At 50.5% G+C, this 15,487-nt stretch carries 15 protein-coding genes; 1 reads left to right on the top strand and 14 read right to left on the bottom strand.

The window, feature by feature from the left end:
- Position 1: 1 nt before the first annotated feature.
- From INR79_RS20155 to INR79_RS20090, 14 genes are all read right to left on the bottom strand, one after another.
- Positions 2 to 1,702: an efflux RND transporter periplasmic adaptor subunit gene (locus INR79_RS20155; protein ID WP_223099371.1), complete on the bottom strand. Its 1,701-nt coding sequence runs from the start codon at positions 1,700 to 1,702 to the stop codon at positions 2 to 4.
- A gap of 15 nt (positions 1,703 to 1,717) precedes the next feature.
- Positions 1,718 to 3,121, bottom strand: coding sequence for a TolC family protein (locus INR79_RS20150; RefSeq protein WP_223099369.1), 1,404 nt, complete (start codon positions 3,119 to 3,121; stop codon positions 1,718 to 1,720).
- A gap of 64 nt (positions 3,122 to 3,185) precedes the next feature.
- On the bottom strand, positions 3,186 to 3,632 hold the full coding sequence (locus INR79_RS20145) for a hypothetical protein (RefSeq protein WP_223099367.1): 447 nt from the start codon (positions 3,630 to 3,632) through the stop codon (positions 3,186 to 3,188).
- Between the two features lie 113 nt (positions 3,633 to 3,745).
- Positions 3,746 to 4,126: a VOC family protein gene (locus INR79_RS20140; protein ID WP_223099363.1), complete on the bottom strand. Its 381-nt coding sequence runs from the start codon at positions 4,124 to 4,126 to the stop codon at positions 3,746 to 3,748.
- A gap of 146 nt (positions 4,127 to 4,272) precedes the next feature.
- Positions 4,273 to 4,968 carry an RraA family protein gene (locus INR79_RS20135; protein WP_022606245.1) on the bottom strand — a complete coding sequence of 232 codons (696 nt, stop codon included), beginning with the start codon at positions 4,966 to 4,968 and terminating at the stop codon, positions 4,273 to 4,275.
- The gene (locus tag INR79_RS20130; RefSeq protein ID WP_223099361.1) at positions 4,965 to 5,660 is read right to left on the bottom strand and encodes an alpha/beta fold hydrolase; all 696 of its coding nucleotides are present in this window, start codon (positions 5,658 to 5,660) and stop codon (positions 4,965 to 4,967) included. Before INR79_RS20130 ends, INR79_RS20135 begins: the two co-directional genes overlap by 4 nt.
- On the bottom strand, positions 5,657 to 6,616 hold the full coding sequence (locus tag INR79_RS20125; RefSeq protein ID WP_223099359.1) for a cupin domain-containing protein: 960 nt from the start codon (positions 6,614 to 6,616) through the stop codon (positions 5,657 to 5,659). The genes INR79_RS20130 and INR79_RS20125 overlap by 4 nt, the downstream gene beginning before the upstream one ends.
- A 403-nt stretch (positions 6,617 to 7,019) precedes the next feature.
- Positions 7,020 to 7,988 (bottom strand): ester cyclase, encoded by a 969-nt coding sequence (locus INR79_RS20120; RefSeq protein WP_038124483.1) that lies wholly within the window; start codon positions 7,986 to 7,988, stop codon positions 7,020 to 7,022.
- A gap of 3 nt (positions 7,989 to 7,991) precedes the next feature.
- A complete protein-coding gene (locus INR79_RS20115) occupies positions 7,992 to 9,008 on the bottom strand; it encodes a LacI family DNA-binding transcriptional regulator (RefSeq protein WP_223099347.1) in 1,017 nt (338 codons plus the stop codon).
- Entirely contained in the window at positions 9,008 to 9,775 is a 768-nt protein-coding gene (locus tag INR79_RS20110; RefSeq protein WP_223099345.1) for an SDR family NAD(P)-dependent oxidoreductase, read from the bottom strand. Before INR79_RS20110 ends, INR79_RS20115 begins: the two co-directional genes overlap by 1 nt.
- Before the next feature lies 1 nt (position 9,776).
- Positions 9,777 to 10,856 carry an ester cyclase gene (locus INR79_RS20105; protein WP_223099343.1) on the bottom strand — a complete coding sequence of 360 codons (1,080 nt, stop codon included), beginning with the start codon at positions 10,854 to 10,856 and terminating at the stop codon, positions 9,777 to 9,779.
- A gap of 18 nt (positions 10,857 to 10,874) precedes the next feature.
- A complete protein-coding gene (gene hisD / locus INR79_RS20100) occupies positions 10,875 to 12,185 on the bottom strand; it encodes a histidinol dehydrogenase (protein WP_223099341.1) in 1,311 nt (436 codons plus the stop codon).
- A gap of 28 nt (positions 12,186 to 12,213) precedes the next feature.
- Positions 12,214 to 12,744, bottom strand: coding sequence for an ester cyclase (locus INR79_RS20095; protein ID WP_022592076.1), 531 nt, complete (start codon positions 12,742 to 12,744; stop codon positions 12,214 to 12,216).
- Positions 12,741 to 13,811, bottom strand: a complete 1,071-nt coding sequence (locus INR79_RS20090) for an ABC transporter ATP-binding protein (protein ID WP_004403815.1) — start codon at positions 13,809 to 13,811, stop codon at positions 12,741 to 12,743. Before INR79_RS20090 ends, INR79_RS20095 begins: the two co-directional genes overlap by 4 nt.
- Before the next feature lie 418 nt (positions 13,812 to 14,229).
- On the opposite strand from INR79_RS20090, the gene INR79_RS20085 reads away from it, so the two are divergent.
- Positions 14,230 to 15,471 carry an ABC transporter substrate-binding protein gene (locus tag INR79_RS20085; RefSeq protein WP_262415446.1) on the top strand — a complete coding sequence of 414 codons (1,242 nt, stop codon included), beginning with the start codon at positions 14,230 to 14,232 and terminating at the stop codon, positions 15,469 to 15,471.
- The last annotated feature ends 16 nt before the right edge of the window (positions 15,472 to 15,487 follow it).

The raw sequence follows: 15,487 nt of genomic DNA, 5'->3' as shown, positions 1-15,487 counted from the left end.
CTCAGCCCTCAGCTTCTATTTGCTTAAGTCGATATTCGCTGCCTTGCTTTTCGACTAGAAATCGAACCTTTTGGGCTTCCTGAAACTCGGTAAGATCAATGCCTTCCTCAACCGTGAAATTCATCTCTCCTGCTTCCCAGTTCCACTCGGTGACGGGGGAATGGCTTAAGGTGATCATCCCGAAATCTGCCATTAACAGAGTGACGTCTCCGGTTAACCAGACTTCACTCGCCAGAACGCTTTCCCCCACTTTGTAGTCCACAATTTCGTATTGACCGGACTCGGTTTTCTGCATTTCAAAATCGATGGCTTGCCCTTTGCCAAGCCCTTTCATTTCCACGTTTTCAGCAAAGGTGAAATTCATCACCATGCCTGGCCAGTTCCACTCTGGTACAGGCTGATGATTGATGGTCAGCATCCGGTGTCCTTCCATGACATCTGTGATTTCCCCTTTCGCCCAGACGGTCTCGGCATCTGCCTCCACTCCGTTGATGCGCGCCAGATCGGCGGTCTGGCTCGATTCAGAATCCAGCATGAAATGAGCAGACGTCACAATTCGTTCTTCCGGTTTCAGCCCTTGCAGCACTTCCACTTTTTCACCCGCTTCACGCCCCACCTGAATGCGGGCGGAGCGATATTTCCCTTCTCCTTCAGCAAGCACCACTCGGGTCATGCCACCAGAGCGAATCACCGACGATTTAGGAATCGTCAGCACTGATTCTTCACTGACGGGTTGTAAGGTGATATTGGCGAACATGTTGGGCTTCAAATCCCCCTGAGGATTGGGAAATTTCAGTCGGACACGAAGCGTGCGGGTTTTAGGGTCGAGAATCGGGTAGATGTAATCCACCTCACCCTGCCACTCATTACCCGGAACAGAATCCAGAGTCATCTTGGCGTTACTGCCTGCATTCACCCAGTGTGCTTGACGCTCAAAAACTTCAGCATCGACCCACACGTTGTCGAGCGGTCCGGCACTGATCACCGCCTGAGAAGGCGATAAATACCCACCCTCACGAATGTTCAGGCTGGCTATCACACCATCCGCAGGTGCTTTGATTTCGATGGTTTGCGACGCTCGACCGCGACGGGTGATGGTTCGGATCTGGCTGCGGTCAACACCCAGCGTCAACAGGCGTTCGGTCGCCCCTTTCACTAAGCCCTTTCTCCCGGTCTGGTAAGCGCTGATCAGTTCTTCCTGTGCTTTAACCAGCTCAGGCGAATACAGGGTGAACAGTACGTCTCCCTCGTTGACTTTCTCCCCCACGGCGTTAATGAACAGCTTTTCTACCCAACCGGCAACACGCACATTGGTTTGCCAGAGCTGGCTTTCATCAAAGGCGATGTAACCCACGGTGTTGATTTTCGGTGCCAACGGCTCGCGACTGACCGAGGCGGTTTTCACCCCGAGATTGTTTTCAACCGATGGATCAATCTTGACCGTGCCCGGCTGATCGTTATCGCCATTCAAGTCTTCTGCGTAAACGGGAACAAGGTCCATCCCCATTGGTGATTTGCCCGGTTTGTCTCGTTGGTAATTCGGATCCATAGGTGCGACCCAGTACAAAGGTTCATTGGAACTGGCTGCTGGGCTGGCAACAGCACCCATATTGTGGTTTTCACCTGCGACGTAGTGATTCACCCCATAACCCAGGGCTCCGCCTACCAAAAGTGCAACGGTGGCAACTTGCATTGTTTTCATTTGTTGTTTCCCTTATTAATTTGAGCGATAGGTGTGCGTGAGAACAGGCGAGTTGACCTGAAACTCAAAGGCGCTGAGCAGAGCCGCGAGATTGCTGTTGACCACGTTCAGGTCGGTCAGCAACCGCTGCTGTTCAAGTTGGAGTGCCAGCTCATCGTTAGAGGCGGCAATCACATCGCTGAACTGGGCGGTGTTGTTCTGATAACCCCGCTCTACCGCACGAATCCGCGCGTTGATTTGAGGCATAAGGGAAGACTGGTAACGTGCCAATCGCTGTTGCAGATTGATTCGGTCACTCAGAAGGGTGTTCACCTTGGCGTTCATTTGCTGAAGTAAGGTGTCTCTTTGAAGCTGCGCTGCCCCAACTTGATATTGCGCGGCAGACTTGTTTTTGTCTTGTCGGTTTTCAGTAAACAGCGGAATGTCTAGAGTGAGGTACGCGCTGACCAAATCCGATGTTGGTTCACCCCGCATGTTGTTGGCTTGTCTGTGGGCGTACATAACCTCAATGCCAAACTGTGGCGTGTACGCCTGCTCAGCAATGTCCACCTGCGTTTTGCTGACTTGAATCTGGCTGTCTGCCATTTTCACCATTGGGTGCAATCGCAGTGCAGTGTAATGTCTGGAGGCATCAGGCGTTGAATCAAGTACTTGTTCCAGTTTCAGCCAGTTGCGTTGATTAGACGCCTCCAGTTTTCGCTGCGAAAAAGCGAAACTGTCGAGCCAGTCTGCACCCAGCCACTCGGACATCTGAGCCATCAGGCGACGCTGCATTTGTCGATTGGCTTCGAGTTTTTCGTCCAGCTTAGCGACTTGAAGCTGGGCATCTAACCAGTCCTGCGCTTCGCTTTTCCCGTTGGAATAGTTGGTTTTGACAAAGCTTTCCAGCTCCGTCATCAGGCGTTTTTTCTCTATTAGGATTTGCTCCGTTACCTGCTGATACCCAAGCTCTAGCCAAAGGGTGGTCATGTTGTTGGCAATGTCCAGCTCTCTGGCTTCAACCTTAAGGTTCACACCCTGCGCCTGCTGATTGGCTTTTTTCTGGTTGAGCTCTAGGGTTGAACCGCGCTCAAATTGCTGCATGACCCCAACCGACAGGTTGGTCATCGGGTCTTGGTCGAACTGAAAACTGTCGATGGGCAAACCACCAAATCCGACTTTGACTTTTGGGTCCATCAAGGTGGCGCTGGCCACGCCCATCTCGCGCATGGCAACAGACTGAGCGTAGAACTGCTTTCTGGCAGTGTCTTGTTCTATGGCCGCATGAATCAATTGCATCAAGAGTTCATAACGTTCCATTTGAGTCGATCCAGCTTGCTTGGGCATTATCGATGAAGACTCGGAAGCACCCACCCACAAAGGCGTCGCTGCCAAGCTTACACCGACAACCAGTGCGAGCTTTCTAAATTGTATTGTCACTGTGTATATCCAAAATCTGGGCGCAATGCGCCAATAAATCGGGCTTCATTCAGAAGCGGTGAAATCAGAAAATGGATTCAGTGATTGGGGGTCGGAAAAGGGATTGAGTACGAGAAAGTGCATCACCGATAGTGATGGAAGCGATTGGGGCAAGGGCAAAATCTGCCACATTCATCGCGCTACGAGTAAGCAAAGGCACAAAAGTGACACCACACACAGCGGCACAACAGGTATGCCCTTCATGAGATGAGGAAGAACAAGCGTCTGACGCGTTGTTTTTGCCACTATCCACCATCAATGAATGGATGGGTCTGTCTGGGGAATGCGATTTGTGAGCAGATGGGTTATCCGCCATAGGAGAGGAGCTGGCATGACAGGGAGAAACGTTACTTTCTATCTGATGTTCCGCCATTGTCATCATCATAACAGGGGCACTGGTGACAAACCCTGAAAACAACAAGGCAACAATGCTGAGCATTGTAATCCAGGTTGTTTTTAATCGTCTGTTCATAGCGCCCCTTTAAGTCAATCGCATCCCGACTCTAAACCTTACCCTAGGGGTAAGGTCAACAGATTCTTATAAGGATAGCAGCCTGACTCAACATCTTGATTTCTTTCCCAGTACTAGCTTGGTTTTGCGAAAGCCAAAATGTGACCATCTATATCCTTGCTGTATCCAACCAGAGCCCCCCAATCCCTTTCTTGAACAGGGCTGAGTTCTGTCGCTCCGTGCTTTAAGCTGCGTTGATGGTATTCAAATGGGTCATCCACAATCAGATACAACTCGGAATTTGGATTGTCGCATGCCTGATCGGGTGAAGTAAGGTGAGGACCTAGCAGTCGGCTTATCCCCTCATAAGGCATCAATCCAAGTTTCGCTCCCTGATCTAACTGAAACTCTGTCATACCGGGAACGTTGAGCACTGGGCTGGACAGGAGAACACGTTCGTAAAATCGGGTGCTTGCTTCCTGATCCAGTACGTAAAAAATGAAATGTGAAATCATAGCCCCTCCAACTTAAACAATGCGACCTGTTAAAAACAGATCGCATTGTCTCATTGAAGAACCTCTCAGAAAGTTACTGAGCGGTCATTTAGGGAGAAAAGATAAAACTTTCACATACTCTATCTAACGTCTGAGACGCGGGGTTATTAAGTTCGAACTCGCTCAAACTCTGACCATGCTTTTTCAAACGCTTCAAAATCGAAGTTGTCCTGCTTGGTGGCTTTCAAAACGATTTGCTCGTTAGCCAGCAAGGTGGTGATCGCGGTTTCTAAGCCAGGTAAAACCTCATTTGGAATCACCAGTGCGCCGTGGCGATCCGCATGAATCAGCTCGCCCGGTTCCACAGTTAACCCCATCACACTGACAGGCTGATCGATGGTTTTTACGTGCACAAACCCATGGCTTGGACCAATAGAACCCGCGAGCACAGGGAAATTTTCCGGCAAATCATCCAGATCGCGCATCACACCGTTTGTGACCACACCACTCATCCCAAATCCTTTATGAATGTTGGTGTTCAGCTCTCCCCAATAAGCACCAATCGCATTGGGGAAATCGATATCCTCTAGTACAGCAACAGAAGGGAATGGAGACTCCGACATATAACGATAATACGCCATGCGCCTTTCCCGAATCACATCAGCGGATTCCTGAGCCGGTTCTAGCGCAGCAATTTGGGCTGTTTTCGCATAACCCACCATAGCCCCGCACCTAGTGTCTGAAATCAGCATGGTCTGCTTGGTAAAGCGGTCGAATCCGCGTTTACCCTGTGCCACTTCGATGGCATTGCACACCGTGGGCGTATCTACACGTTGTAATAGCTTTAATAAAGACTCGTTCATGATTCTAACCACGCACGCAAAGCGGCGTTTGTCGCCTCCGGTTGCTCTAAAGTTGTCAGATGCCCCGCTTTGGGGATCAGGGCAAGTGTGGCATGAGGGATTAGCGCCTTCATGCATTCGTGTCTGTCCAACGGGCAGAGCTGATCGTCTTCCCCAGCCAGAATCAGAGTCGGCTGAGTGACGGTGGTCAGCGTTTGTTGCTGATCGGGGCGATCACGCAATGCCAGCGACTGACGAACAAACACTTCGTCCCCCAACCCATTTGCCATGTCAAAGCAAAGCTTATCGATACTGGGATTGGGGAAATCTCGGTGGCAATACCTCGGGATCATCTCCTCACTCATCACATTCAGCATCTCGCCTTTTGCAACGCGCTCCAGTTGCCTTGCTCGCCCTTGTTTCACTTCGTCCAGCTCTGCCCGGGGATTCGTGTCTAATAGCGCCAGACGCTCAATGCGTTTGGGCTGCTGCCTGAAGACTTCCATGGCAACGATGCCACCCATCGACAATCCCGCCAGCGCGAAAGTGGAAGGCGCTTGCTCAAGCACCTTCTTCGCCAGTTCTTGCATGCTGTCGGCTTGCGTTACAGGTAAGACAACAACCTGTCGCTCAGAGCTGAACTCCGCCACCTGAGCGTCAAATAACCGCTCGTCGCACATCATACCGGGCAGCAATACCAGCGGTGTATTCATCGTTTGGGAGTCCATGTTGGTCCGGCACTATCGGGTGTCTTGCTGATTCGGTACAAACTTGCGTCACCAGACGCAGTCACCGAAAGTGAGTAGTCACTACCAGCAGGCATCCAGATGGTGTCCCCCGGGTTTAAAGTGACAGCTTGTTCCTCCCACTGAACTTGCCAATGACCGTACATCACCATCAAAACCTGATCCTGATCTGCGTGATACGACTCGGTTTGTGGCGTATTGTGGTTAAAGAAATCGACTTCAAAACCCGGCTTATCGACGATAAGAGCATTTTCACCGATCACACTGCATGGCTTATCGTTCGCCAGAGCCATCATGTCGAGGTAGCGTGCCACGTATTTCGGGACAACTTCGCTAACACTTGGCTGACCAATCTGGTCAAGTTCTTCTTGAGTCAGCATAGGCATCTCTTTCACGCCTTCAGGGAGGTTCTCTCCTTTTTTGGTGTCGTAAAGCCTGCCGGTTTCACTCAGTTTTAAACCATGCGCGACTGCATCTCTTAACACCTGAGGTGCCCATACAACGCCACCGCCAGCATCATCGCCACCCAGAATGGACATGATCATGCCGTAATCGGTCCCCACGTTTTCAAAACCGCGGAAAACGTGTGTTGGGATATTGAAGATGTCGCCTTCCGATAAAGTCACTTCTCCGGCTTTACCATCGTGCCCCCAGAAGAAACGCCAGCGACCTTTCAACACGAAAAAGACTTCTGCCGTGTGGTGATAATGCAATGAGTTAAAGCACTTTGGCGGTTGACCTGCTGCTCCAATATTGAAGCCCGGCGTGGCAGTAATATGTACATGCTGGTCAGGGCTCTCCGAGACTCCCCCGCCAATAATCGTGAAGTTTTCTTTTTGTGATGAACCGGGTGTATGAGCATCAATAAATGCCGTGCGACAGGGTTTGAGTTCCCCAAATCGCACCCATTGTGGGCTTTCCATTCTCGTTATCTCCTTTGGATTCCAACACGCGGACAAGTACTAAGCCGCCTTGCATCCGTCATGTCAGCAATAAGCGAAATTCACCGGGTTGAGCGGCTTGAACACCCAATCCCGATCCTGCAACTCTCTAGGGTCTGTTGTTCTTTCGTGGTTAAATTTTGTTCGAGTTCTATGCCTTTTAATCGCGGCGCAAGGTGTGTAGCCTAGTCATTCTAAGCAAGTACCTTGCAACAAAGAGTAAAAGGCATAGAAACGAACCCTTCGGGCAGCATTTGTGGCTTATTTCTACTGCGTTATCGCTCATTGATGTAGAGCGACTACACCGAATAAGCGCTGCCTTGTATAAATCACCCACAAATTGCTGCAAAAATCATCTCGAAAGATCAACAGACCCTAAACTGAGTTACCCTGTATGCAGAGCGATTTGTTTCCAGACGGAGGTCTCGTCAAATACAACAAACTCGCGTCGAATGCCCCAAGGGCCAAACTCGACATGAGCGGCTGCCATGACATAAACGTCTGCCCCCGTTGGTGCGCCAAATCGCCCCCACCCATCATGCTTTCCTTGTAATGAGAACCGAATGGCGGCTCTCGGTGGCATCATTGGATCTTCGCGTCCAATTTGGTGTTCTATGGTAAATTCTGCGTTCGGGAAGCTGGCTCGTAACCCTTGCCAGAAGGCTTCAATCCCAGCCCAAGAGTGGATGGTTTCACCACATGGGTATTCACCCGTACAAGCACGATCATATTCATTTCGAATGCAGGCAATATCGGCATTCATAATGCGCTTGAGCACATCGGCGTACTGTTTGCCGTAGGCGTTGTCGTTTCCTGTGCCTTGGTACGGTCCTTTCTTGTCTTGTGCTGGAGTAAAGGGCACTGTGCACGTTTGTGACCCTCCCTCATTTTCAATCTGAGTGAGAGCGTATTGCTTTGGGTCCCAGCCCATCTGCTTAACGATGGCCCCCAGATCCCGAATTAGCCATTCGTCATTGATCTGATTGTTGATGGCGTGGCAATCGGCGATCACTCGGTACTTGAGTGGTGCGCCCGTGGCGTTACCAAAAATGCCGTCGCCTAAATGTGTCGCTGTAGAAAGAATTCGATGCGAGGACAACATGCCCGTTTCAGGCGTGCCACTCCATATCACGTCTTCCCCCAGCAGTTGCCTGTCTGGAAATTCATGCAATGTCGATAAGGTGGCAGCAATGACCCCTTCATTTCCCACTGAAATACTGGCAGGTGTGCGAACGATAATATCGGGTGAGTAGTAATGCTCTAGCGTCGCAATCCCTCTGTCTTCCCAAATCTCTTTGGTGATGGACAGAATGTAATCGGGGAAGTCCTGAAACTTGCTGTCAAATCCTTTCATCATCTAGTTAATGTCCTTTGGCAATTTGGCTGAGCCTCGGATCACGAGCGGCGATCCGATGGCAATTTTCTGCGGTGACGCGCTGTCACCATCAATTTGTTGAAGCAAAATTCGTATGGTTTCACTGACCATAGCGTCCGCTTGCTGGCTCAGTGTGGTCAGGTTATAACTCGGCCAGCTTGCCGCAGGAACGTTGTCGTACCCCACGACGGACACGTCCTCTGGCACCTTGATGTTCAGCTCGAAGCGCAAGGTGTCCATAACCGCAAGTGCCATGTGATCATTGGCGATAAACAGCGCATCAGGCGGATCGTTTCGGAACATCTTTCGGGTGGCCTCTTTGGCTTTTTCCATCGAAAAATCTCCGATTTCTCTAGCATGAAGCTCAAACCCTTCTTGCGATAAACCGGCTTTGAAGCCCAGTTCGCGATCGCGCTGAGTGGACGCGCCTTCCCAACCTGCAATGTAGCCGAATTTCTTATGACCACCTCGAATCAGGAACTGAGCGGCTTTCAAACCACCAACAAAGTTGTCTGAGGTCACCGCAGAAAAATCCCCTTCTTCCTGCGAACGGTTGAACAACACAATGGGCACGTTGGCTTGACGGCACCGCTCGGCGAGCTCTGAAGTCATGGCTACCGAAGCCGCGATAATGCCATCAACCTGATAATCCAAAATCTCTTCCACCACAGAGTCGATGGAGTCTGCCGTTTTGGATGCCATAAACATTAGAACGTGGTAGCCCTGTTCTTGCAGAGAGTTGGAGAGTTTTTCTAACGCGTCGGGGTAAAACTGGTTATCCAGATACGCCACAATTAAACCGATGATTCGGCTTTTGCCCGAAACCATAGCTCGTGCCAGTGAATTGGGGCGATATCCCAGTTCATCCGCCGCTTTCTTCACTTTGTCCATGGTTTTCTGTGAGACCGATGCGCCGGGCGTGAATACGCGGCTCACCGCAGATTGGCTTACACCAGCGTGTTTGGCGACATCGGTTGAGGTAACTTTTTCATTTGCCATTATTCTGCTGTCCAACCTCCGTCCACACGTAGCGAAGTGCCGGTGATCATGGCGGACGCGTCACTGGCGAGGAACACCACCGCGCCCATCACATCTTCGACCTCTCCTACCCTTCCAATGTGGATTTTGCTCTCAATCCACGCTCGGAGATCAGGGTTTTCAAACGTGCTTTTTGTTAATTCGGTTTTGATGAAAGTCGGGCAAATGGTATTGACCCGTACCTGGTGCTTACCCCACTCGATGGCCATGGCTTTGGTAAAGCCTTCCACCGCATGCTTTGAGGCACAGTAGACAGCGCGCTCCAACCCACCAACGTGCGCCATCTGGCTTGATATGGTAATGAGGCTTCCACCTCGGTTGGCATCAATCAGCTTTTTCGCCACTGCCTGGCATAAGAAATACGCCCCTTTCACGTTCACATTCATCACGGCATCGTAGTCGTCAGGCTGAGTCGATAACGCATCGGAATGGCGAGCCAACCCAGCGGAGTTCACCAACACATCAAACGCTTCTTGCTGATGAATCAGTGCCTGAGTACCTTCAATATCTGCAACATCCATTTGCAGGACATCGACCTGCCATTGCTGGCGTTCAAACTGCTGCTTAGCGTCTTCAAGTAAATCCGCTCTGCGTGCTGCAAGCGTGACGTGAGCCCCTGCTTCTGCTAATGCAGCAGCGCACCCCAGTCCAATGCCCGACGATGCGCCGCAAATCAAAGCTCGCTTACCTGTTAAATCGAATCCGGGTGAAGTTGGAAGAATTTTCATATCACATTCCCTGTGGTAGTTGGATGTCGCCAATCAAACGAGCTTTATTGAATTCTTTCATTCTGGCAATTACATCAATACCGAGTTGTGAATAGACGTCGATTAAGTCCACCAGCACCCAGTTTTCCCGAATTTTTCCGTCTTCCAATCGCCAGAAGTCCAGACTGCGTAGGGTGATTTTCTTCCCAGATGGGGCGATGCCTAGCCAGCCGCCGTGCGTCAGTGTCTGGCACATATTGGGCCAGCCTGTCACCGCGACGTATTCACCAGAGGCAAAAAAGTGTGCGTCGATTTCTTCTTCATGCTGACCGCGATCAGGCATGGCATTGAGAAACGGTATTTGGTGCCAGTGTCGAAAGCCCGCAATGCCCCGGCAGGTGCCGATGCCAGCTGGACCATACCAGCTAAGGTTTTGGTGCCAGAATCGATCCATCGCCATCACTTCTGGTCCACCCTGACTCGGATAACGCTGCAAGTGCTCCAACATATCCAAAACGTGTTGGCGACTTACCTCTGATTTCTGCGATTTTTCTGATTTTCGCGAAGAGGCGCTCCATTTACTTTCGATACCGTCGCAGGTTGCAGGTGCTGGCACTAAACCTTCTCGCCCTAATGACGGCACCAGCGGCCAGGCGTTGGCTTGCATCATGAGTTCAGGAATGTCCCAGATGATTTGCGCTTCGACGATGGCATCGCCTTCCATCCGGTAAAATTCGTGAAACCGCATATGGGCAAAGTGCCCGGTAGCCGGAATGTCCAGCCAAGGTTTGATAAAGGTGCCGCAGTAATAACCAGCACACCCTATCCACCCATTTTGGTCGGCATCTATGCCCGATATAACTATGTAGTCACGCCGCTCCAGATCCGGCATCGCATCAGCAAGTGAAGTGACACAAGTATCGAACCAGTCCGCAGGCGAATGGTAATCCCCAAATGGCGCGCACATGTGAAAGGTAGCGTCGGAAGCAAAAGCAGAGCCCACCTGAATTCGGGCAGACGTGATATCTCCCTTATAAAGAGACTGTCGCCACTGCGCTAGCTGGCTGAATAACTGCTCTGCTGCTTGCTGGGAATCTGACATTGCCACCTCCATCAACCGTTACTGCGCCGGTTGTCCGTAGGGCACGTCTTTATTGCCGTAGCGACGTACTCGCAAGTTGCACTGCTCGGCATGACCGACAAACCCTTCCAGAATACAAAGCCTAGAGCCGTATTCACCTATTTGAGTGGCAGCTTCATCAGTCGTCACTTTCTGGTAGCTGTGAGTTTTTAAATACTTACCTACCCACAACCCGCCAGTGTAGCGACCCGCTTTTTGGGTTGGCAGAGTGTGGTTGGTGCCGATCACCTTGTCGCCATTAGCAACATTGGTTCTTGCTCCCAAGAACAAACCGCCGTAGCAGGTCATGTTTTCTAGGAACCAGTCGTCGCGATCCGTCATTACCTGAACATGCTCATACGCTTTGTCTTCCGAGACTTGCAGCATTTCTTCGTAGCTGTCGCAGAGAATGATTTCACCGTAGTCTTCCCAACTGGCAGACGCCGTTTCCGCTGTCGGCAGAATCTTAAGGATGCGTTCAATTTCAGCCATGGTGTCTTCTGCCAGTTTTCGACTATTAGTGACCAAAGCCGCAGGGGAGTTAAACCCGTGCTCCGCCTGACCTAACAAATCTGTGGCACACATTTCAGCATCGACGGTATCGTCAGCAATCACCATGGTTTCGGTTGGTCCGGCAAACAGGTCGATGCCCACTCGCCCGAAAAGTTGGCGCTTGGCTTCTGCCACAAAGGCATTGCCAGGACCTACCAACAGGTGGACAGGATCGATGGTGTCGGTGCCAATGGCCATCGCGCCTACAGCCTGAATGCCGCCAATCACGTAAATTTCGTCGGCCCCACCGATGTGCATAGCCGCTACAACCGCTGGGTTCGGCTCCCCTTTAAAAGGAGGAGTACAGGCAACAATGCGGGGAACACCTGCCACTTTGGCAGTGGCTACCGACATGTGCGCCGAAGCGACCATCGGGAATTTGCCACCCGGGACATAGCAGCCAACGCTCTGCACCGGAATGTGCTTGTGACCCAGAACCACTCCGGGCAACGTCTCCACTTCGATGTCTAGCATGGAGTCACGTTGTTCTTTGGCAAAGTTGACCACTTGATCGTGTGCAAATTGAATATCTGCCAAATCCCGCTCTGGTACTTTGGCAACCAGAGCTTGGATCTGTTCTTCAGAGAGTCGGAATGAGTCTGGGGAATAGCTATCGAATTTTTCCGACAGTTCACGTACCGCTTTGTCGCCTTCGCTTTCGATGTACGCCAGTGTATCGGCGACCACAGATGCAACCTTGGCGTTATCTGACGCTTTGTCCTGCTCTGGTTTGCTGCTTTTTAAATATTCAATTGTCATGATTTCCATTCATCCTGTTTGATTGCTTCTATCGCTGTGGTCTTGGTGGGGTTCGTTCGCCCCGGTCATAGGCTTCCCAGCCTTCACCGTTGAAGACGTCCACCCCTAACTGTGCGAGTACATGGGGAAAGTCCACCATGACCCAGTTGTCGACAATTTTTCCGTCCTGCACTTTCCAGAAATCCATATAGCGGATTTCCACTTTTTTCCCTGTAGGGGCAACGCCCATGAACTCGCCGCTGTGTGTGGCTTCCTGTCGACCAAATGCTGCTGCCCATTCCCCCATATACAAACGCGCTTCATCGACACACGATTTGTCGGAAAACGCCGCTTGAAAAGGTCGCTGCCAGTTTTCCTGAAACTCTTTCAGCCCGTTTTTTCTGCCACACCCTTGGTTGCCTAACCAGCGAAACTGCTGCGAGAAAAACTGACCTATGTCGTCAATTCGGTGATCGTTTAACCCGTCAACCATGCCTTCGATCACCGCTCGGGTTTCGTCGGTTTTGCTCATATCGGTATCGCGGGATAATTCAGCTTGCTGAGGTCTTGAACCTTTCATGATGCCTCCGCCAAAACAGGGGAAATTCGCGCTCCGGTCTGTGCATCAAACAGGTGACATGAAGCAATAGGAATGTGTGCCGAAAAGGGCTGACCAATATCGATTCTGAAATCTTTGTCCGCCTTGATTGCGACAAACGCATGACCAACTTTGGCGGTGATCATGGTGGCGTCACCCAGAAGCTCCATGGAATACACATCAGCCTGAACCTGAGCAGATTCCCCACTCAAACTGGCGTCCTCCGCTCTGAAACCTAATGTGACCTTGCCAGACAGCGAAGCATCCAGACCAGAAATGGTGATTCCCTCAGCTTCGAATGTGCCGTCGGTTATCGTGCCTTCCACCAAGTTCATTGCCGGTGAACCAATAAAGCTCGCCACAAAGGTATTAGCAGGGTTGTTGTAAATCTCGGTTGGGGAACCTACTTGCTGAACCACCCCTTTGTTCATGACGACAACGCGATCGGCCAGAGTCATGGCTTCGATTTGGTCGTGAGTCACGTAAATCGTGGTGACTTTAAGCTCGTGTGTCAGGTTCTTGATTTGTGCTCGGGTCGAGACGCGCAATTTTGCATCGAGATTAGATAAGGGTTCATCCATTAAAAAGACATTCGGCTCACGCACAATCGCCCGTGCCAAAGCCACACGCTGGCGCTGACCGCCCGACAACTCTGAAGGTTTGCGATGCAAGAACTCATTCAGCTCGACCATCTCTGCGGCTTTCATGACTTTTTCATCGTGAGTTTCTGGGTCGATCTTACGTACCTTGAGCGGAAACCGGATGTTTTCATACACCGTCATATTCGGATACAACGCATAGCTCTGGAACACCATGGCGACGTCTCGATCCTTTGGTTCAAGCTCGTTCACCACTTTTCCGTCAATCAGAATTTCGCCATCAGAAACGCTTTCAAGCCCTGCGATGATTCTCATGGTGGTGGTTTTTCCACAACCGGAGGGACCAAGCAAAACCAGGAACTCCTGATCGGAGATCGTCAAATCAAAGTCGTTGACCCCGATAAATCCGCCCCAACGCTTATTGACGTGTCGTAGTTGTATTTCCGCCATGAAATGTCCTTTTTCAAATTTTGGGTACGTATTCAAAATTATCAGACGACTTTTTAATCAACAAGGTCACAATTTAAGCAAATTAGAAGATGATCACACTAATAACAATTCAGTCAAAAAGTGTTAAAAACTGGATATTTTCAATAATTCAAAGAGTTACAGTGATACTCAAAATACTTCGAAATAAAAATAAATTATTTATATTCATATAGTTAAATCAATAAATACAATTTATTCACAAATAAAATACAAATCTTGATCAAACGTAACTTTAAAGCATAGGATTTTTGCATACGTTCCCATTTTTTAGGAAAAGGGCAAGGAAGCGCTGCTGAGTTATCCAAGTCGTTTAACGGCGAAATCAGCCGCCTGTCGTGGTATTGCCCACTTGATGCTGCCAGCTAAAGGAGTAGAAAACATGGCAAATGTAACTCAATGGGCGTTGCGTGCTGCTGCCACCGTCGCCATCGCCAGCGCAAGCAACGTGTACGCGAGTTGTGGAGTGGAGTCGGGTAAAGTAAGCATTCTTTCCAACGACTTCCCTGCATTGCACGCCGTGGCCAACATGGCAGAAACGTGCGCCAGCGATAAAGTCACGGTGACCAAAAACCAGACGAAAGACCACCGCAATCTTCAGGTAGCGGCACTCAAAGCCAACCCTGCGAAGTATTCAAGCGCTATCGTCTCCACCAGCTCGATTGTTCCGTTGCTCAACGAAGGCTTGGTTCGTCCATTGGATGATTTAGTGGCTAAATACGGTGCCAGCCTGCAACCTTCTCAGTTGATTCGTGTGGATGGCAAAGTCATGGCTGTAGCATTCATGGCGAACAGTCAGCATCTCTTCTACCGCGAAGACATCCTTAAACTGGCTGGCGTAGAGCCACCGACAACCTACGACGAGCTGATTGCTGCGGCGAAAGTCATTCGCGACAAAGGCATCATGTCTAACCCTATTGCCCTGAACACCAAAACTGGCTGGAACCTCGGTGAGGAGTTCATCAATATGTACAGCGCAACGGGCGGTGATTTCTTTAAAGGCAACAGCGCGCAGCCCAATATCAATAACCCGATGGGGGTGAAAGCACTGAATACGCTCAAAGCCCTGACGGAACTGTCTAACCCAGATTATCTGACGTTTGATTCCAACGTGACTCAGTCGTTATGGGAAGACGGAAAAGTGGCGTTTGCCGTGATGTGGGGGTCGCGCGGCAGTGCCATCTTAGACAACGAAGGATCTGAGCCAGACATTGTGGCTTCTACTCGTTTAGTCAGTACCCCATCACTGGAAAAAGGCGGTTTGCCTGCCACCACGTTATGGTGGGATGGCTGGACAGTCTCTAAGAATCTTTCAGACGCAGATGCCGAAGCGACATTCAAAGTGATGGTTAAGGCCACTTCAACAGAAATGATGAAAGCCAACAGCGAAAAAGCGGTCTGGTTGATTGAAGGCTATCAGCCTAACGATGCGGCTAAAGGAGTGATCGACTCTGTGCAAAACAAAGCGCGTCCATACCCAATGCTGCCTTATATGGGGTCTCTTCACTCCGCACTTGGCTCTGAACTGTCCGACTTCCTGCAAGGCAAAGAGTCCGCAGAACAGGCATTGAAAGATGCCGAAGCCGCTTATACCGCGTCTGCGAAAGAACAGGGCTTCTTGTAATTCACTTCTCCCACTC

The sequence above is a fragment of the Vibrio sp. SCSIO 43132 genome (genome assembly GCF_019904195.1).
Lineage (GTDB): Bacteria > Pseudomonadota > Gammaproteobacteria > Enterobacterales > Vibrionaceae > Vibrio > Vibrio nigripulchritudo.
This window is presented reverse-complemented; position numbering and strand designations above follow the sequence as displayed.